Annotated in this window: 18 protein-coding genes; 6 read left to right on the plus strand and 12 right to left on the minus strand. The window is 67.1% G+C overall.

All coding sequences use genetic code 11. The features are described 5' to 3' along the window. Nucleotides 1–40: 40 nt before the first annotated feature. Both HBE64_RS02240 and HBE64_RS02245 read right to left on the minus strand, forming a co-directional pair. Nucleotides 41–505 (minus strand): hypothetical protein, encoded by a 465-nt coding sequence (locus HBE64_RS02240; RefSeq protein WP_167097380.1) that lies wholly within the window; start codon nt 503–505, stop codon nt 41–43. After that, entirely contained in the window at nt 502–1641 is a 1140-nt protein-coding gene (locus HBE64_RS02245; RefSeq protein ID WP_243841470.1) for a Rieske 2Fe-2S domain-containing protein, read from the minus strand. Before HBE64_RS02245 ends, HBE64_RS02240 begins: the two co-directional genes overlap by 4 nt. A gap of 116 nt (nt 1642–1757) precedes the next feature. Here HBE64_RS02245 and HBE64_RS02250 point away from each other — a divergent pair, with 116 nt between their 5' ends. Beyond that, nucleotides 1758–2282, plus strand: coding sequence for a gamma carbonic anhydrase family protein (locus HBE64_RS02250; RefSeq protein ID WP_167097382.1), 525 nt, complete (start codon nt 1758–1760; stop codon nt 2280–2282). Between the two features lie 81 nt (nt 2283–2363). Here the strand turns inward: HBE64_RS02250 and HBE64_RS02255 are convergent, their stop codons facing one another. Genes HBE64_RS02255 through HBE64_RS02275 form a run of 5 tightly spaced genes read right to left on the minus strand, consistent with a single transcriptional unit; the run spans nt 2364 to nt 6912 of the window. Next, a complete protein-coding gene (locus tag HBE64_RS02255; RefSeq protein ID WP_167108517.1) occupies nt 2364–2717 on the minus strand; it encodes a nuclear transport factor 2 family protein in 354 nt (117 codons plus the stop codon). Between the two features lie 44 nt (nt 2718–2761). Further along, the gene (locus tag HBE64_RS02260) at nt 2762–3643 is read right to left on the minus strand and encodes a TIGR03619 family F420-dependent LLM class oxidoreductase (RefSeq protein ID WP_167097384.1); all 882 of its coding nucleotides are present in this window, start codon (nt 3641–3643) and stop codon (nt 2762–2764) included. 5 nt (nt 3644–3648) lie between these two features. Next, a complete protein-coding gene (locus tag HBE64_RS02265; protein WP_167097386.1) occupies nt 3649–4830 on the minus strand; it encodes a thiolase domain-containing protein in 1182 nt (393 codons plus the stop codon). Beyond that, nucleotides 4830–5915 carry a thiolase domain-containing protein gene (locus tag HBE64_RS02270; protein ID WP_167097388.1) on the minus strand — a complete coding sequence of 362 codons (1086 nt, stop codon included), beginning with the start codon at nt 5913–5915 and terminating at the stop codon, nt 4830–4832. Before HBE64_RS02270 ends, HBE64_RS02265 begins: the two co-directional genes overlap by 1 nt. Nucleotides 5916–5931: 16 nt before the next feature. Then, nucleotides 5932–6912 (minus strand): Zn-ribbon domain-containing OB-fold protein, encoded by a 981-nt coding sequence (locus tag HBE64_RS02275; protein ID WP_167097390.1) that lies wholly within the window; start codon nt 6910–6912, stop codon nt 5932–5934. A 67-nt stretch (nt 6913–6979) separates the two neighbouring features. Between HBE64_RS02275 and HBE64_RS02280 the strand changes: the two genes are divergently transcribed. Further along, on the plus strand, nt 6980–8011 hold the full coding sequence (locus HBE64_RS02280) for an LLM class F420-dependent oxidoreductase (RefSeq protein WP_167097392.1): 1032 nt from the start codon (nt 6980–6982) through the stop codon (nt 8009–8011). A 58-nt stretch (nt 8012–8069) separates the two neighbouring features. Here the strand turns inward: HBE64_RS02280 and HBE64_RS02285 are convergent, their stop codons facing one another. Beyond that, complete coding sequence (locus tag HBE64_RS02285; protein WP_167097394.1) at nt 8070–8789, minus strand: acetoacetate decarboxylase family protein; 720 nt, start codon at nt 8787–8789, stop codon at nt 8070–8072. Nucleotides 8790–8833: 44 nt separating this feature from the next. Here HBE64_RS02285 and HBE64_RS02290 point away from each other — a divergent pair, with 44 nt between their 5' ends. After that, complete coding sequence (locus HBE64_RS02290; RefSeq protein ID WP_167097396.1) at nt 8834–10045, plus strand: cytochrome P450; 1212 nt, start codon at nt 8834–8836, stop codon at nt 10043–10045. Nucleotides 10046–10116: 71 nt separating this feature from the next. Here the strand turns inward: HBE64_RS02290 and HBE64_RS02295 are convergent, their stop codons facing one another. Further along, on the minus strand, nt 10117–10917 hold the full coding sequence (locus HBE64_RS02295) for a crotonase/enoyl-CoA hydratase family protein (protein WP_167097398.1): 801 nt from the start codon (nt 10915–10917) through the stop codon (nt 10117–10119). A gap of 68 nt (nt 10918–10985) precedes the next feature. On the opposite strand from HBE64_RS02295, the gene HBE64_RS02300 reads away from it, so the two are divergent. Genes HBE64_RS02300 through HBE64_RS02310 form a run of 3 tightly spaced genes read left to right on the plus strand, consistent with a single transcriptional unit; the run spans nt 10986 to nt 15347 of the window. Further along, nucleotides 10986–12629 (plus strand): acyl-CoA synthetase, encoded by a 1644-nt coding sequence (locus tag HBE64_RS02300; protein WP_167097400.1) that lies wholly within the window; start codon nt 10986–10988, stop codon nt 12627–12629. Continuing rightward, nucleotides 12629–13750 carry a nitronate monooxygenase family protein gene (locus HBE64_RS02305; protein ID WP_167097402.1) on the plus strand — a complete coding sequence of 374 codons (1122 nt, stop codon included), beginning with the start codon at nt 12629–12631 and terminating at the stop codon, nt 13748–13750. Before HBE64_RS02300 ends, HBE64_RS02305 begins: the two co-directional genes overlap by 1 nt. Before the next feature lie 40 nt (nt 13751–13790). Then, nucleotides 13791–15347, plus strand: a complete 1557-nt coding sequence (locus HBE64_RS02310) for an acetolactate synthase large subunit (protein ID WP_167108519.1) — start codon at nt 13791–13793, stop codon at nt 15345–15347. 4 nt (nt 15348–15351) lie between these two features. On the opposite strand, the gene HBE64_RS02315 is transcribed toward HBE64_RS02310, so the two are convergent. The 3 genes from HBE64_RS02315 to HBE64_RS02325 are packed head-to-tail and all read right to left on the minus strand — an operon-like array spanning nt 15352 to nt 18657. Continuing rightward, nucleotides 15352–15984 (minus strand): cutinase family protein, encoded by a 633-nt coding sequence (locus tag HBE64_RS02315; protein ID WP_167108522.1) that lies wholly within the window; start codon nt 15982–15984, stop codon nt 15352–15354. Nucleotides 15985–16027: 43 nt separating this feature from the next. After that, the gene (gene fadD17, locus HBE64_RS02320; protein WP_167097404.1) at nt 16028–17551 is read right to left on the minus strand and encodes a long-chain-fatty-acid--CoA ligase FadD17; all 1524 of its coding nucleotides are present in this window, start codon (nt 17549–17551) and stop codon (nt 16028–16030) included. 8 nt (nt 17552–17559) lie between these two features. Next, complete coding sequence (locus HBE64_RS02325; RefSeq protein ID WP_167097406.1) at nt 17560–18657, minus strand: acyl-CoA dehydrogenase family protein; 1098 nt, start codon at nt 18655–18657, stop codon at nt 17560–17562. Nucleotides 18658–18669: the final 12 nt, after the last annotated feature.

Raw genomic sequence — 18669 nt, forward strand, 5'->3', positions numbered from 1 at the left:
GAACTTTCGCGCCCGAACGTTGGTTTGGGTGCAACCGAGCTCAGCCGTCGCCGGGGGCCGGGGCGCTGGAATACTCCTCCAGGCAGCCTTCTGCGACAGCGTGTTTGATGCTGTCAGACATCTTCTGGCAGCCGCGGGTCCGCGCGCTGCTGCCGCCGGCGGCACGGACTTCGGCGAAGTATGCGCACCGCTGCTGGGCCTCGGTGTTCCACTGCACCAGCGTGTGGGCGGCGCCGAGCTTCTTCACCCGCACCGAGACGTGGCAGAACCGGCAGTCCACCTCGGCCAGCCCGGCCGACAGATAACGCTCGCGGTCTAACCGGGTCGCTTCGTGGAGTGCCGCCGCACGTTGCGGGTCGCCGGCGAAATCAGGTGCCTTCGCCCACGACGTCGGTGTGCTCTCGTCGTCGGCGGGGTGCGGCTCGTCGTGCTCGTGCACGCCGAGCAGCTCCATCATGGACCGCGCCAGATCGTCGACGTCAGGCGGTTGGTCCCCGGCGGTCATGTCGCCGGCTGCCCTGCTTGGTCGGCCTGGCGCTTGAGGTTCTCCTCGACTTCGACCTTCCACTTCTCGTTGGCCGGGGCGGTGTCGACCTCGAGTTCGAAGCGGTCAACCATGTCGGGGGTGATGTCGGCGACGTCGACGTAGAACTGCTGATACCAGCGGCGCATCTGGTAGACCGCGCCGTCCTCCTCGACCAGCAACGGATTCTCGATGCGCGTCTTGTGCTTCCAGATCTCCACGTCCTGCAGGAAGCCCTTACTGACACCGGAGACCATCGCGTCGGAGAGCTTGTCGCTCATCTTGTCGTCGAGGCCCTTGGGCTTCTCGACGATCACGCCCCACTGCAGCATGAACGAGTCCTGCGTCACCGGGTAGTGGCAGTTGATCAGGATCGACTCAGCCTTGAACCCGCCGTAGACGTTGTGCAGCCAGTTGATCATGAACGACGGGCCGAAGTACGACGCCTCCGAATCCAGATGAGACTCTACGTATGCGGTGCCCATGTCGTTGATGTCGGGGCGCCCGACATTGTGCAGGTACTGCGAGGCGATGTGACCTTCGAAGACGTTCTTGAAGTACGTCGGCAGCCCGAAGTGGATGTAGTAGAAGTGCGCCATGTCGGTGACGTTGTCGACGATCTCGCGGCAGTTGGAGCCCTCGATCAGCATCGAGTTCCACTTCCAGTCGGTCCACTCGCCACCCGACCACTCGGGGATCTCCGGGATGCGGACCTCGGGCTGCGGCGGATTGCCCTCGTGGTCGTGCCAGACGAACAGCAGCCCGCTGCGCACGTCGGTCTCCCAGGAGCGGGTGCGGGCGAGACGCGGGGTGCGCTTGGCGTAGGGCACCAGCCGGCAGCGGCCGTCGCCACCCCAGCGCCAGTCGTGGAACGGGCAGGCGATCGCGTCGCCCTTCACGGTGCCCTGGGATAGGTCACCGCCGAGGTGGCGGCAGTACGCGTCGAGGACGTGCACCGCTCCGGAATCGTCGGCGAAGACCACCAGTTTGGTGCCGAACGCGTTAATCGCGTGCGGCTTACCGTCCAGGTAATCTCTGACCGGGCCGAGGCAGTGCCATCCCCTGGCATACCGGTCCGGCAGGGTTCCGGTGTCGATCTCGCGAACGCCGCTTGTCACCAGGTGCCTCCACTTCTTGTCTCTAACTAGAACACGTTACAGTTTCGCGGTCGGCTCCCGCAATATCAATGCAGCTAGCAGCGGATTACCCGAATGACTTGGGGTATATCTGGACGATGCCGATGTATTCGTTCGAGGGCCGATCGCCCAAGGTGGACCCAACCGCGTTCGTCGCACCCACCGCGGTCCTGATCGGTGACGTGACCGTCGAAGCAGGCGCATCGGTGTGGTTCAACGCCGTGCTGCGCGGTGACTACGCGCCCATCGTCATCCGCGAGGGGGCCAACGTGCAGGACGGTTCGGTGCTGCACGCGCCGCCGGGAATCCCGGTCGACCTCGGCCCCGGCGCGACGATCGCGCACATGTGCACCATCCACGGCGCCCACATCGGCGCGGAGGCGCTGGTGGCCAATCACTGCACCGTGCTCGACGGCGCGGTGATCGGGGCCCGCAGCATGATCGCCGCGCACTCACTGGTGGTCGGCGGCACGCATATCCCCGACGAGGTGCTGGTCACGGGTGCGCCGGCGAAGGTCAAGGGGCCGATCGCCGGAACGGGCGCCGAGGTGTGGGTGAACCTCAACCCGAAGGCCTACCAGGATCTGGCGCAGCGCTACCTGGTTGGTTTCGAGGAGATCTGACCTCAGCGCCGAGTGGCCACTTGTGACTCGCGAATCGGCGTTTGGCGTGACATAAGTTGCCACCCACCCAGCCGCCCGTGCTCAGAGTTTCTGCGCGCTCTTCGCCGCCTGATCGAGTTCCCAAAAGGCCCGCAGTGCAACCATTTTGCCCTCGTCGTTCACCTTGTAGGTGAACACCCCCTCGGCCACCACCCGGTATCCCGCGGACTCGATCACGATGTGGCCCACGTTGGCCTCCTCGTTGCCGCACTGATAGGTCTTCTCGAAATGGAAGGACAGCTTGCTGGGCGCGATCGCCATGTCGTAGAACTTCGCGATCGCCTCTTTGCCCCGGTGGCCGTTGCCCTCGGGATCGAAATGCGACGGACCGATCGGGTCCTCGACGATCGCGTCGTCGGCGAACACGGCGAGCCAGGCCTCTTTGTCCCGCGCCATGGCCGCCGCGCGGGACCGCCGGCCCGCCTCGTGCGCCGGGGTGCTCACTGGTCCTGCCAGCCGGACTCGATGTAGGTCTCGGCGAACCGCTTCATCGCGTCGATCTTCTTGTCCACCGGAGCGTCGAAGCCGAGGCCCTCGAACACCCACGGGATACCGATGTAGTCGGTGACTCCCGCAGCGGCCAGGTCGCGATGGCCGTCGACACCGAACTTGTCAATGCAGACGGCCTGGTATTCGAAAGGATCACCGGCGCGGCCGTTTTCGGCCAGCAGCCTCTTGAGCGTGCCGATAGTCTCGGCCAGCTGGTCACAGGTCATCATGGCGCTGGTCCAGCCGTCACTGACGCGAGCGGCGCGTTTGAGCGCCACCTCGGTATGCCCGCCGACGTAGAACGGCACCGGCTTCGACGGGGCCGGACTCATCTGCAGCTTGTCGAAGTCGTAGAACTCACCGTGGAACTCCACCATGCCGCCGGCCAGGACCATCTTGATGACCTCGATCATCTCGTCGATGCGCTTGCCACGCTTGGCGTAGGGCACCCCACACCACTCGAATTCTTCAGGTGCCCAACCGATTCCCACGCCGAACCCGAACCGGTTCTTGGTCAGGTTGGCCACCGAGCCGACCTGGCGTGCCAGCAGCAGCGGGTTGCGGGAACCCAACTTCATCACGTTGGTGTAGAAGCGGATCTTCGACGTCACCGCCCCCATGGCGCCGGCGAGGATGAGCGGATCCACCCACGGGGTGTTCTGATCCCACATTCGTGAACCGTCGGGGGTGTACGGGTAGTCGGTGGACTGCTTCTCCATGTAGAAGATCGAGTCCGGCAGCGCGATGTTGTCGAACCCGAACTCTTCGGCGGCTTTGGCGATCTCCAGCAGGTCGTCGAGCGGGCTCATCGCCACGCTGACGGTGTACTGCATCCGGGTCACGGCTTGGCGGGTTTGTCGCTGCCGACCACCCACATCGAGTAGTACTGCGACCCGCCACCGTAAGCATGTCCCAGCGCCTTACGGGCGTTCTTGACCTGGTGGTCGCCCGCCTTGCCCATCACCTGGATCGCCGACTCGGCGAAACGGATCATGCCCGAGGCGCCGATCGGATTCGACGAGAGCACACCGCCGGAGGCGTTGACGGGAATCTTGCCGCCGATCGCCGTCTCGCCGGCCTCGGTGAGCTTCCAGCCCTCGCCTTCGGCGGCAAACCCGAGGTTTTCCAGCCACATCGGCTCGAACCAGGAGAACGGCACGTAGATCTCGGCGGCGTCGATCTCGTCGATCGGGCTCGTGATGCCGGCGGCCTTCCACAGCGCTGCCGCAGCGTCGCGGCCCGCCTGCGGGCTGACCTGGTCGCGACCGGCGTAGGCCAGCGGCTCGGTACGCAGTGCGGTGGCGTGAATCCAGGCCACAGGCTGGCCCTCGGCCACCCGCTTGTCGGCGATCTCCTCGTTACCGATCACGATCGCGCATGCGCCGTCCGACGACGGGCAGGTCTCGTCGTAGCGGATCGGATCCCACAGCATCGGCGACTCCATCACCTTTTCCACGGTGATGTCGGGCTGATGCAGATGCGCAAGCGGGTTCTTGGCGCCGTTGAGCCGGTCCTTGACCGCGACGATCGCGCCGATGTGCTTGGGTGCACCGGACCGGTTGATGTAGGCGCGGACGTGCGGGGCGAAGTACCCGCCGGCCCCGGCGCCCACCGGCTTGGTGAAGGGCACCGGAATCGACAAGCCCCACATGGCATTCGACTCGGACTGCTTCTCCCACGCCATCGCCAGCACGCGCCGGTACTTGCCGGACTGCACCAGGCTGGCGGCCACGATCGCGGTCGATCCGCCCACCGAACCGGCGGTGTGCACCCGGATCAGCGGCTTGCCCGTCGCGCCCACGGCGTCGGCCATGAACAGCTCCGGCATCATGACGCCCTCGAAGAAGTCGGGCGCCTTGCCGACGACCACGGCGTCGATGTCGTCGAACGTCGAGCCGGAGTCAGCGAGAGCCCGGTCGATGGCCTCGCGCACCAGGCCGTTCATCGACACGTCCTTGCGCTTGGCGACGTACTTGGTCTGCCCGGTGCCCAGCACCGCGGCGAGATTCTTGCCGGCCATCAGGCGTCCTTCCCCTCGAGCACGGCCACCAGGTTCTGTTGCAGCGCAGGGCCGCTGGTCGCGTGCGCCAGCACCCGCTGCGCGGACCCCTCGAAAATGTGGCGGGCGGCGAAGCCGATGCGCTCCAGGCCTGCCGAGAACATCGGGTTGGCTGCCAGCGCACCGCCGGACGGGTTGATCTTGGCCGAATCCGGCAGTCCGATCGCCTCGGTGAGGATCAGCTGCTGGTGGCTGAACGGGGCGTAGATCTCGGCGACCTCGATCGAGCCGGCGTCGCCGTTGGTGGCCACCTTGGCCGAGGCCGCCGTCGACGGGGAGGTGGTCAGGTCGCGCGCCCCGAGCACCGGGGTTTCGATGCGGTGCTCGAAACCGGTGATCCAGGCCGGCCTTTCGCGCAGTTCCTTCGCGCGGTCGCCGACAGCGAGCACGATGGCCGAGGCGCCGTCGGTGATCGGCGCGATGTCGTGCTTGCGCAGCGGGTCGGCGAAGTACGGGCGCGACAGCAGCTCGGAGATGCTCATCGCCTCGTCTGAGGACGTCGGAGCCTTCTCGGCGTCGGTACGGGGGGCCGCGGCGAACGCATCAAGGGCAACCTGGGCCATCTGCTCTTCGGTCCACTTGCCGGTGTCGAGACCGAACCTCGCCTGCAGTCCGGCCATCGACACCGAGTCGGGCCACAGCGGCGCGACGGTGTAGGGGTCGGTCTGCAGCGCGAGCACGCGGCGCAGGGTGCCCGCCGAGGACTTGCCGAAGCCGTACACCAGCGCGGTGTCGATCTCGCCGGTCAGCAGCTTGATGTAGGCCTCGTAGAGGGCCCACGCTGCGTCCATCTCGACGTGCGACTCGTTGATCGGCGGCACCGCGCCGATCGAGTCGATCGCCGAGATGAACGAAAAGGCGCGCCCGGCAAGGTAATCGGAGGATCCCGAGCACCAGAAGCCGATATCGGTCTGCTTGAGCCCGAGCTCGTCGTAGAGCTGGGCGAAACATGGCATCAGCATTTCGACGCCGTTGGTGGTGCCGTCGGTGCGCCGCACGTGCGGTGCGTGTGCGAACCCGACGACTGCTACATCGCGGTCAGACATGGATGTCGTTGTCCCTTTACAGGTGGTGCTTGTAGGTGTCGTATTCGGCGTCCGGTTCACCGGTTGGCCGGAAGTACTCGATGTTGTCGATGCCCAGGCCCCAGTCCTCCTGGGGCTTCCACACCGCTTCGACCCGCATGCCCATCCGGACATCGGCAGCGTCGATATCCGAAACCAGGTGCAGGAAGGGGATGTCGGCGCCGTCGAGCAGGATGTAGGCCGCGACGTAGGGCGGCTTGATGCGCTGCCCGGCAAAGGGGATGTTGATGATCGCGAATGTCGTCACGGTGCCCTTGTCGGGCAGTTCGGCGAAGGTGTCGAGCTCCTTGCCGGTGGCCGGATCGGCCTCGCGCGGCGGGAAGTAAACCTTCCCGTTCTCGCCGGTGCGGCCGCCGAGCAACTTGCCGTTCTGCAGCGCACGCAGGTACGCGCTTTCCGGGGCTGAGGCCGTGTGCTGGATCTCGATGCGGGTCGGAACCACCAGCATCGTCACCGGGTCCCGATCGTCGTCGACGGCTGGGACGTCCTCGGCGTGCTCGCCGGGCACGAAGTAGGCGATGTCGGTGATCGATCCGGTCGGCTCGTCGACCCAGTGCGCATGCACACGGTCGCCGGTCTTGATCTGTCCGTCGACGGCGTGCAGCAGCGTGGTGTCGGCGCCGTCGAGTTTGATCAGTGCCCAGGCGAACGGTCGGTCGAGCGGCTGACCCTCAAGCGGCTCAGGCTGCCACGTCCAGGACACCACTGTTCCGACGCTCGCCACCGGTACGATCTCCGTCAGTGGCTCGTAGGTGACCGGGTCGTATTCGGCGGCAGGCACGAGGACCCGTCCATCGGACCCGCGGACACCGACGATGCGGCGCTCGCGGAGTGCGGTGAAGAAGGCGCTGAGGGTCGGTCCGACTGAACGGGTGTAGTCGAACGACAGTTCCAGCGGCGCCGAAAGGGGCGGCTCGTGCGAATCGGTCAAGGCAGGGCTGCTTTGGCTGGCTGTCACACCATCGAGTAGAACAGGTTCTAAGAATCGTGGCAAGGATCGTGTCCCGGACAGAAAGGCGTCAGCGATGAAGCTCGGACTTCAGCTCGGGTATTGGAGCGCTCAGCCCCCCACGAACCATGCCGAACTCGTGGCTGCTGCCGAGGAGGCCGGTTTCGACACGGTGTTCACGGCCGAGGCGTGGGGCTCGGATGCGTTCACCCCGCTGGCCTGGTGGGGCCGGGAGACCACGCGCATGCGCCTGGGCACCTCGGTCGTGCAGCTCTCGGCACGCACGCCCACGGCGTGCGCGATGGCCTCGCTGACCATCGACCACCTCTCCGGCGGCCGCCACATCCTGGGCCTGGGCGTCTCCGGACCGCAGGTCGTGGAGGGCTGGTACGGGCAGCGCTTCCCCAAGCCGTTGGCGCGCACCCGCGAGTACATCGACATCGTGCGCAAGGTCTGGGCGCGCCAAGGCCCCGTCACCAGCGACGGCCCGCACTACCCGCTGCCGCTGACCGGCGAGGGCACCACCGGACTGGGCAAGCCGCTCAAGCCGATCGTGCACCCGCTGCGTGCCGACATCCCGATCATGCTCGGCGCCGAAGGACCGAAGAACGTGGCGCTGGCCGCCGAGATCTGCGACGGCTGGCTGCCGATCTTCTACTCCCCGCGCATTGCCGGCATGTACAACGAATGGCTCGACGAGGGCTTCGCCCGCCCGGGTGCGCGCCGCTCCCGGGAAGACTTCGAAATCTGCGCCACCGCGCAGCTGATCGTCACCGACGACCGGCCCGCGGTCATGGAGCTGATGAAGCCGCACCTGGCGCTCTACATGGGCGGCATGGGCGCCGAGGACACCAACTTCCACGCCGATGTCTACCGGCGGATGGGCTACGCCGAGGTCGTCGACGACGTCACCCGGCTGTTTCGCAGCGACCGCAAAGACGACGCCGCCAAGGCCATCCCCGACGAACTCGTCGACGACTCCGCCATCGTCGGCGACATCGACTACGTCCGCAAACAGATCCCACTATGGGAAGCCGCCGGCGTCACCATGATGGTCATCGGCGCCCGCAGCGTCGAGCAGATCACGGAAGCCGCCGCCCTGTTGTAGACACTTCTTGCAAGGTGTATACCCCGCGCCCTAGATTGTCCGGATGATCACCGGCTGCTCAACTGAGGATCGTTGCGTCGCCGAAGACCATCGCGACGTTGGCCACCGACGTCGCCATCATGGCCCGCTTGGGCAGGCCCAGCGACGCCAGCTCCTTGGCGTAGGGGTGGTCACCGAGCGTGAGCCGGACCCCTGCCGGCCGCATCCGCAGCCCGGAATTGGTCATCTCCGAGTGCACCTCACGCAACGTGCCGTTGTTGGAGGTGTAGGACGTCAGCGCCTGGGGGCGTGCGCGAAACGACGGGATCGGCAGGCCGCGGCTGAACTCCATTGCGGCGATCAGCGATCCGCCTTCGCTGACCTCGAACGAGAACGGGTTGGCGTCGCGCACCTTGAACTCGGCCATGATCTTCGGGTAGCCCCAAATCGTCCGGCCCGCTTCCAAAGTGAAGGACTGGTCGACCGGCAGGTGGTGGATGAACGCCGCGGCATCGCCGAGCGCCTTGAGGCCATGAGCGTTCGAGCCGGGTGGGTTCACCATCACGCTCGTGCCGAACTCGTGGTACTTGCCCAGGTCGCCGTCGATATAGCGGGCGAGCATCAAGTTGACCATCGCGCGGCCCGGGCGGAACTGGCAGACCTGAAGCCCGCTGTAGTCAATGAGCTTCTGGGCGGCCTCGGCAGGCACCGAGAACATCGCATTGTGAACATCGGCTTTGCGAATACGTACGGGCATGGTCAAAACCGTGCCGGCGATGGTGTGCTGCGACTCAGACATGCGGTCACTGTAATCCGCAGTAACGGAAATGTGGAAGGTAAGAAATGACGGGCACTTTGGCCGGCACCAAGCCGGACGTGGATCTCACCAACGGCAACTTCTACTCAGACCGCAACGCCCACGAGGTGTACCGCTGGATGCGGGCGAACGAGCCGGTGTTCCGGGACCGCAACGGGTTGGCCGCTGCGGCAACGTATCAGGCCGTGATCGACGCGGAGCGCGACCCGGAGACGTTCTCCAATACCGGCGGGATCCGGCCGGATCAGCCCGGTATGCCGTACATGATCGACATGGATGATCCGTCACATCTGTTGCGCCGCAAGCTCGTCAACGCGGGATTCACCCGCAAGCGGGTGATGGACAAGCTGGCCGGTATCGACGTGCTGTGCGACACGCTGATCGACGCGGTGTGCGAGCAAGGTGAGTGCGACTTCGTCCGCGACATCGCCGCACCGCTGCCGATGGCGGTGATCGGCGACATGCTCGGAGTGCTTCCGGCCGAACGCGCGACGCTGTTGAAGTGGTCCGACGACCTGGTGTGCGGGCTGAACTCGGCTGCCGACGAAGAGACGCTGCAAGCGGTGATGGACGCGTTCGCCGGATACTCCGCCTACGCCGTCGAGACGATCGCCAAGCGGCGTACCGAGCCCACCGACGACCTGTTCTCGATCCTGGTCAACTCCGAGGTCGAGGGCCAGCGGATGGACGACCAGGAAATCATCATGGAGACACTGCTGATCCTCATCGGTGGTGACGAGACGACCCGCCACACCTTGTCGGGAGGGACGGAACAGCTTCTGCGCAACCAGGATCAGTGGGCGCAGCTGATCGCCGACGACTCCTTGGTGGCGGGGGCGATCGAGGAGATGCTGCGCTGGACGTCGCCGGTGAAGAACATGGCCAGGACCGCGATGCGTGACGTCGAGTTCCACGGCACCGAGTTGCGCCTGGGCGAGAAGATGCTGCTGATGTTCGAGTCGGCGAACTTCGACGAGTCGGTGTTCGGCGACCCGGAGACCTTCCGCATCGACCGTAACTCGAACAGCCACTTGGCATTCGGCTTCGGAACCCACTTCTGCCTCGGCAACCAGCTGGCCCGTCTGGAACTCAGCACGATGCTGCGCAAGTTGCTGGTGCGGCTGCCCGATCTGCGGCTGGCCGACGGTGCGCAGGTGCCGTTGCGGCCGGCGAACTTCGTCAGCGGCCCCGAGGCCATGCCGGTGGTGTTCACCCCAACCAAGCGGGTCCTGAGCTAGACGCGACTGTGGGCCCCGTGCACAGTTTTCGGGGGCGAATCCCGTGCACAGGGCCCACAGTCCGGGGCGTGTCAGCGCATCTTGAACTGCGGTGCGCGCTTCTCCTTGAAGGCCAGCGGCCCTTCCTTGGCGTCCTCGCTCAAGAACACCTCGATGCCGATCTTGGTGTCGATCTTGAACGCGTCATTCTCGTGCAGGCCTTCGGTCTCGTGGATCGACCGCAGGATCGCCTGCACCGCCAGCGGACCGTTGTTGGAGATCACCTCGGCGATCTCGAGGGCTTTCTCCAGCGCGGTGCCGTCCGGCACCACGTATCCGATAAGCCCGTACTCCAGCGCCTCGGCCGCGGTGATGTGGCGTCCGGTCAGCAACAGGTCGCAGGCGATCGTGTACGGAATCTGGCGAACCAGTCGCACCGCTGAGCCGCCCATCGGGTACAGGCTCCACTTCGCTTCGGAAATACCGAACTTCGCGCTCTCACCCGCCACGCGGATATCGGTGCCCTGCAGGATCTCGGTGCCGCCCGCGATCGCCGGGCCCTCGACGGCGGCGATCAGCGGCTTGGTGAGCCGGCGGCCCTTGAGCAGGCCGTCGATCCGGGTCGGGTCGTAGTTGCCGCTCTTGAACGAGTCTCCCGGCGGCGCCTTGGTGGCGGCCTTGAGGTCCATCCCGGCGCAGAAGTAGCCGCCGGCACCGGTCAGGATGCACACCCGGATGTCGGGATCGTTGTCGACGCGGTCCCACGCCTCGACCATGATCGAGAGCATCTCGGTGGAAAGCGCGTTTCGCGCCTCGGGCCGGTTGAGCGTGACGATCAGGGTGTGTCCGCGCTGCTCAATGAGGGCGTCGGGGCCCTTTGCGGGCTCGCTCATGGATGCCTGCCTTTCTTCGTCGAGACCACAGACTTGTGTGGAAATGTAACAGGTTCTAATTTGGGTCCGTGGCCCTGAACATAGCTGATCTAGCCGAGCATGCCATTGACGCCGTACCTGACCGCGTCGCCCTCATCTGTGGCGACGAGCAGATCACGTACGCCGAGTTGGAGGAGAAGGCGAATCGATTCGCCCACTACCTCATCGACCATGGCGTGAAAAAGGAAGACAAGGTCGGTCTGTACTGCCGCAACCGCATCGAGATCGTCATCGCGATGCTGGGCATCGTCAAGGCCGGCGCGGTCATGGTCAACATCAACTTCCGCTACGTCGAGGCGGAACTGAAGTACATGTTCGAGAACTCCGACATGGTCGCCCTGGTGCACGAACGCCAGTACGCCGACCGGGTGGCCAATGTGCTGCCCGAGACCCCCAACGTCAAGACGGTCCTGGTGGTCGAGGACGGTACCGACAAGGACTGCCAGCGCTACGGCGGCGTGGAGTTCTTCGAGGCCATCGCGCAGGGCTCGCCTGAGCGTGACTTCCCCGAGCGCAGCGCCGACGACGTCTACCTGCTCTACACCGGTGGCACCACCGGCTTCCCCAAGGGCGTCATGTGGCGCCACGAGGACATCTACCGAGTGTTGTTGGGCGGCACCGACTTTGCCACCGGTGAGTACATCAAGGACGAGTACGACCTGTCGAAGCAGGCCGCCGCAGGCCCGCCGCTGATCCGCTTCCCGATCCCGCCGATGATCCACGGCGCCACCCAGTCGGCGACGTGGGGCGCGTTGTTCACCGGCTCGACGACCATCCTGGCGCCGGAGTTCGACGCCGAGGAAGTCTGGAACATCATCGAGAAGCACAAGGCCAACCTGCTGTTCTTCACCGGTGACGCGATGGGCCGTCCGCTGCTGGACGTCCTGGAGACCAGCGTGGGGGACCGCGACCTGTCCTCGCTGTTCCTGCTCGCCAGCACGGCCGCGCTGTTCTCCCCGAGCCTGAAGGAGAAGTTCCTCGAGCTGCTGCCCGACCGCATCATCACCGACTCGATCGGCTCCTCGGAGACCGGCTTCGGCGGCAGCAGCGTGGTCGCCAAGGGCGTGCACCAGGCCGGCGGGCCGCGGGTCACCATCGACAAGAACACCGTGGTGCTCGACGACGAGGGCAACGAGGTCAAACCCGGCTCCGGCGTGCGCGGCATCATCGCCAAACGCGGTCATATCCCGCTCGGCTACTACAAGGACGAGAAGAAGACCGCCGAGACGTTCCGCACCATCAACGGCGTCCGCTACGCCATCCCCGGCGACTTCGCCACCGTGGAAGAAGACGGCACGGTGACGATGCTGGGCCGCGGCTCGGTGTCGATCAACACCGGCGGTGAGAAGGTCTATCCCGAAGAGGTCGAGGCCGCCCTCAAGGGCCACCCGGACGTGTTCGACGCACTGGTGGTCGGCGTGCCCGACCCGCGGTTCGGCAACCACGTCGCCGCTGTGGTGGCTCCCCGCGAGGGCTCCCGGCCGACCCTGGCGGAACTGGATGCGTTCGTGCGCAAGGAGATTGCCGGCTACAAGGTGCCGCGCAGCCTGTGGCTCGTCGATCAGGTGAAGCGTTCCCCGGCGGGCAAGCCCGACTACAAGTGGGCCAAGGAGCAGACTGAGCTGCGCCCGGCCGACGACGTGCACGCCAAGCATGCGGGAGCCACCAGCTGATGCGTACCGAGCTGTGCGACCGGTTCGGCATCGACTACCCGATCTTCGCCTTCACCCCGTCGGAGAAGGTCGCCGCGGCGGTCACCCGCGCCGGTGGCATGGGCGTGCTGGGCTGCGTGCGGTTCAACCACCCCGATGAGCTCGAAGCCACCCTGCAGTGGATGGACTCCAACACCGACGGCAAGCCGTACGGCGTGGACATCGTGATGCCGGCCAAGATCCCCACCGAGGGCACCGCCGTCGACATCGACAAGCTCATCCCGCAGGCGCACCGCGAATTCGTCGACAAGACCCTTGCCGACCTCGGGGTGCCGCCACTGCCCGCCGATCTCGCCCGCAACGAGGGCACGCTGGGGTGGCTACATTCGGTGGCCCGCTCGCACGTCGACGTCGCCCTCAAGCACCCGATCAAGCTGATCGCCAACGCGCTGGGCTCGCCGCCCAAGGACGTCATCGACCTGTCGCATGGCGCCGGGGTCGCGGTGGCTGCGCTGGCCGGTTCGGCCAAACACGCTCGGCGCCATGTGGACAACGGCGTCGACATCGTCATCGCGCAGGGCCACGAAGCGGGCGGGCACACCGGGGAGATCGGCTCGGTGGTGCTGTGGCCGGAGATCGTCGACGCGGTCGGTGACACCGCATCGGTCCTGGCGGCCGGCGGTATCGGAACCGGACGGCAGGTGGCCGCCGCGCTGGCGCTGGGCGCCGCCGGGGTGTGGATGGGATCGGCCTGGCTCACCGCCGCCGAATACGACCTCGGCGTACGCCAGAACGGCGGGCCGTCGGTCATCCAGGAGGGTCTGCTGGCGGCGACGTCGAGCGACACCGTGCGCAGACGGATCTACTCGGGCAAGCCGGCCCGGCTGCTCAAGAGCCGCTGGACCGACGCCTGGGATGCCCAGGATGCCCCCGATCCGCTGCCGATGCCGCTGCAGAACGTTCTCGTCGCCGAGGCACATCAGCGGATGAACGGCTCGGCCGACCCCACCGCTGTCGCCATGCCGGTCGGGCAGATCGTCGGCCAGATGAACGAGATCCGGCCGGTGGCCGACATCATCGCTGAGTTGGTCTCCGGCTTCGAAGCGGCGACCCGCACACTGGACGACATTCGCGACAGCTGAGCACCTTCCGCGTCTACAGTCGTACGCGATGACGAACGGCATGAACGGCGCGCAGGCACTGATCGCCACACTGGTCTCCGACGGTGTGCGGATCTGCTTCGCCAACCCGGGTACCTCGGAGATGCACTTCGTGGCCGCACTGGACACGGTGCCCGACATGCGCGGTGTGCTCACCCTGTTCGAAGGTGTCGCGACCGGTGCCGCCGACGGGTATGCCCGCATCTCCGGTGACCCGGCCGCAGTCCTGCTGCATCTGGGACCGGGCTTGGGCAACGGGCTGGCCAACCTGCACAACGCGCGGCGGGCGGTGGTGCCGATGCTGGTGGTCATCGGCGATCACGCCACCTACCACAAGAAGTACGACGCGCCGCTGGAGTCCGACATCGATTCGGTCGCCGGGACCGTATCGGGCTGGCTTCGGCGCAGCGGCGCCGTCGCCGACGTGGCTGCCGACGCCACCGAGGCCATCGCCTCGGCGCGCGCCCACCGCCACATCTCGACGTTGATCCTGCCAGCCGACGTCTCCTGGGGCGACGGGGCGGAACTGGCGAAAGGCGCTGTGCCGCAGCCATCCCCGGTGCCGGCCGACCTCGACGAGGTGGCTGCGGTGCTGAGCTCCGGTGAGCCGACGGTGCTGCTGGTCGGTGGTGACGCCACCCGCGCGCCCGGCCTGTCCGCTGCGGTCCGGCTCGCCCAAGCCTGCGGTACCCGGGTCATCTGCGAGACGTTCCCGACCCGCCTGGAGCGCGGTGCCGGGCTGCCCGCGGTCGAGCGGCTGGCCTACTTCGCCGAAGCGGCGACCGCGCAACTCGACGGTGTCCGGCACATCGTCCTCGCCGGTGCGCCGCATCCGGTGTCGTTCTTCGCTTACCCGGGCAAGCCCAGCGATCTGGTGCCCGAGGGCGCACAGGTGCACACCCTGGCCGGGCCGGTCGGAGCGGTTGACGCGCTGATCGAACTGGCCGACCGGTTGGCCCCCGACGAGGTCGCCGCGACGGCACCGCTGTCGCGCCCGGTGCTGCCGACCGGTCCGCTGACCGTGCAGACGTCGGCCGATGTGCTCGGTGCCCTGCTGCCTGAACGGGCGATCGTCGTCGACGAGTCGAACACCTCGGGATTCCTTCTGCCCCAGGCGACTTCCGGAGCGCCCGCACACGACTGGCTGACCCTGACCGGTGGCGCGATCGGCTACGCGCTGCCGGTGTCGATCGGTGCCGCCCTCGCCGCGCCCGACCGGCCGGTGCTGTGCCTGGAGTCCGATGGTTCGGCGATGTACACCATCTCCGCGCTGTGGACCCAGGCCCGCGAGCACCTCGACGTCACGACCGTCGTCTACGCCAACCGGGCCTACGACATCCTGCGCATCGAATTGCAGCGCGTCGGTGCCGAAGCGGCGGGGAATCTACCCGGCCCCAAGGCCGAGTCACTGCTCGACTTGACCCGTCCCACACTGGATTTCGTGCACATTGCCACGGGGATGGGCGTGCCTGCGCGGCGGGTGAGCACCGCCGAGGAACTCACCGAGGCGCTGCAGTGGGCTTTCGGGGAGCCGGGCCCGCACCTGATCGAGGCGGTCATGCCCTCGATCGCCGGGTAGCCGACTACACCCGCTTGACCGCGAACTGGGCAGCCTGACCGACCATGCCGTTGGCGGCGTACATGCCGTGTGAGGCGCCGTTGCCGCCGGTACCCGAGCAGATCGGGTCGTCATCGACGCACATGTCGATCGTCTTGGCGGCGTACAGCGGCCCGATGGCGATCGGCGGCGCGCCGATCGTGTTCAGGAATCCGGGCGACGGCTTGCCGAACAGTGCGATGGCCGCGACGTGGTCGGCGACGTCGTTGGGCATCGGCCCGGTCAGCCCCGGCGGCGGGGTGAAACCGTCGGGCATCGCGTTGGCCGTCACGAACCCCATCACCGCCGCGCCCTGCGAGTAGCCGCCGAGGACCATCTTTGTCTTCGGGCAGTTCAGCGCCATCGCACGAATGTGGTTGCTGGCGTCCATCACACCGTCGACGGCAGTCGGAAAGTCAGTGCTCGCCGGATAGTTGACCGCGTACACATCGACCGATTTGCCGGCGGCGTCCGCGGTCACCGCGTCGACGAAGGCCTGGCCGATATGGCCGACGCCCGGGGGCTCCCAGGTACCGCGCGCGAAGACGACATCGATATCCGGGCAGTCGGCGGCCTGGGCCTGGGGCGCAGCGAGCAGGGTTGATGCCACAGCGGCAATGGCGAAGACCAGGTGAGGCAGTTTCACCAGGAAGCGGTAGCCATCACCGCGCGATTTCAAACACCGGGTCGTCGCAGTCGAGGGCTTCCGCCGAGAGCCGCCGCTTGATGATCTTGAACGTCTCCGTGCGCGGCAGGCTGATCCCGACCCGCACGAACCGGGGCCACTGCTTGGGGCCGAGGTCGGGTTGGGCGGCGAGGAACTCGCGGAACTTGACCGGGTCGAACGTCGCGGCCTCCGGCAGGACCAGGGCCGCCATCACCCGGTCGCCGACGTCCGGGTCCGGGATGGCGTAGACCGCGGCCTCGGTGACGTCGGGATAGCGCATGAGCACCCGCTCGATCGGAGCGGTGCCGAGGTTCTCCCCGTCGACCCGCATCCAGTCGCCGAGCCGGCCGGCGAAGTGGACGTAGCCGGCCTCGTCCCGGTATGCGAGGTCACCGCTGTGGTAGACGCCGCCCGCCATCCGCTCGGACTCGGCGTCGGGATCCTTGTAGTAGCCGCGGAAGTTGCCCGCCCCGTCGAGGTTCACCAATTCCCCGACCACTCCGGGTGGGCAGGGCTGCCCGGTGTCGACGTCGACGATGCCGAGGCCGTCGGGCAGCGGGCCGAGCGCGCCTTCGGGAGTGTCGGGAGTGCGGGCGATGTTCACGCCGCCCTCGGTGGAGCCGAACCCGTCGATGACGGTGACCCCGAACCGGGTGGCGAACCTGGTGATGTCGCGCGGCGCGGCCTCGTTGCCGTAGACGATGCGCAGCGGATTATCGGCGTCGTCAGGCTTGGGCGGGGTGGCCAGGATGTAGGACATCGGCTTGCCGACGTAGTTGGCGTAGGTGGCGTTGTAGCGACGGACATCGGGGATGAACTGCGACGCGGAGAACCTGCGGCGCAACGCAATCGACGCGCCGGCGGCCACCGCGGGCGACCAGCCCGCCATCACCGCATTGGAGTGGAACAATGGCATCGACAGGTAGCAGACGTCCGTCGCGCCCAAGCCGAACCGCTCGGCGAGCATCACCCCGGGCCCGGCCACCTTCTCGTGGGTGCACCGGACCGCCTTGGGTTCTCCGCTGGTCCCGGAGGTGAAGATCAGCATGAACAGGTCGTCGAAACTGCTGTCTGCGAACGTGATTGGGGAGCCGCCGTAGGAGGCGAGCTCGTCGGCCCACGCCGCCGAGGTGACATCGAGGACCGCCATGTCGTCAGGGGCGAAGCCCTCGCCGTAACCGGTGGTCATGTCATCGGCCAGAACCAGCTGACAGTCGGCGTGCTCGATGTCGCGCCGCAGCGCCGCACCACGACGGGTCGGGTTGAGTCCGACGGCGACCAGCCCGCTCAGTCCGGCGGCAACGAGCACCCGCGAGAAGAACGGTGTATTGCCCAGCAGCACACCGACATGCGGCGGCTTGTCGGGGTCGAGACGCGCCCGCAGGGCGGCGGCCAGATCGGCGGCATCCTGAACGTGCTCGCGCCAGGCCGAGTGTGAGCCGTCGTCGGCGCTTATCCCGCGATCGTCGACGTCGGCCAGTGGCACCAGCAGGCTGGTGACGGTCGGCTCACCGGTCACGGATCTGGTCAGGCCGGTGTCTCGGCGAGCTCGCGACCGATCTGGCGCAGTTGCGCGGTCGCGCCGCCCAGGGCGAACTCGACCTCTTTGGCCGTGATGAAGTAGCGGTGCACCTGGTGGTCGGTGTCGATGCCGACGCCGCCGTGCACGTGGACGGTGGTGTGCGCGACACGATGCCCGGCCTCGGCGGCCCAGAATGCCGCGGTGGCAACCTCGAGATCGGCGGGCAGGTCCTCCGACAGCCGCCAGGCGGCCTGGTCGACTGCCAGCCGAAGGCCCTTGACGTCGATGTAATCGTCGGCCAGCCGCGCCGACACCGCCTGGAAGCTGCCGATCGGGCGGTCGAACTGTTCGCGGGTACGGGCGTACTCGGCCGTCAGCTCCAGCGCCCGCTCCAGCACACCGAGCTGAAATGCGCTGTAGCCCAGCGTCTTCAGCGTCGTCAACCAGGCCAGTGCCTCGGCGTCACCGACCAGCCTGTCGGCACCGACCTCGACCCCGGACAGGTCCAGTTCGCCGGCACTGTTCTTGCCGGTCGTCAGCTGCGGCGTGACCGTCACCCCGGAATCCGCTGCGGTGACAAGGAACAGCTTCGTGCCGGAATCTGATTCGGCCGGGACCAGGAACGCGTCGGCCACCGGTGCGAACGGGACCTGGATGCGGGTGCCGGTGAGCCGGAACCCGTTGCCCGCGGGCGTCGCCTGCACCGGACCCTGGCCCAGCTCGCCGTCGAGCGCCACGGTGACGATCTTCTCGCCCGCGACCGCCGGTGCCGCCCACTGCTGCTGCAACTCGGCCGAGCCGAAGCGGGCCAGTGCGCCACCGGCCAGGACCACCGACTCCAGGTAGGGCACCGCGGCAATCTGGCGGCCCAGCGCGGTGAGGATGGCGGTCTGCTCGAGCGTGCCGAACCCGGCGCCGCCCACCGACTCCGGTGCGGCGGTGCTCAGGATGTCGGCGTCGATGAGCTTGCGCCACAGCTCGGTGTCCAAGCGCTGCTCGAGGCCGTCGAGCTCGCGCTGGTGCTGCGGGGTGCACACCGAGTCCACGATCGTGCGGACCAGGCCCGAGAGGTCTTGCGATGCTTCTGTTCTGGTGAAATCCATGTCAGTCCGTTC

Origin of the sequence: Mycobacterium sp. DL592 (genome assembly GCF_011694515.1) — a bacterium.
Taxonomy (GTDB): Bacteria; Actinomycetota; Actinomycetes; order Mycobacteriales; family Mycobacteriaceae; genus Mycobacterium.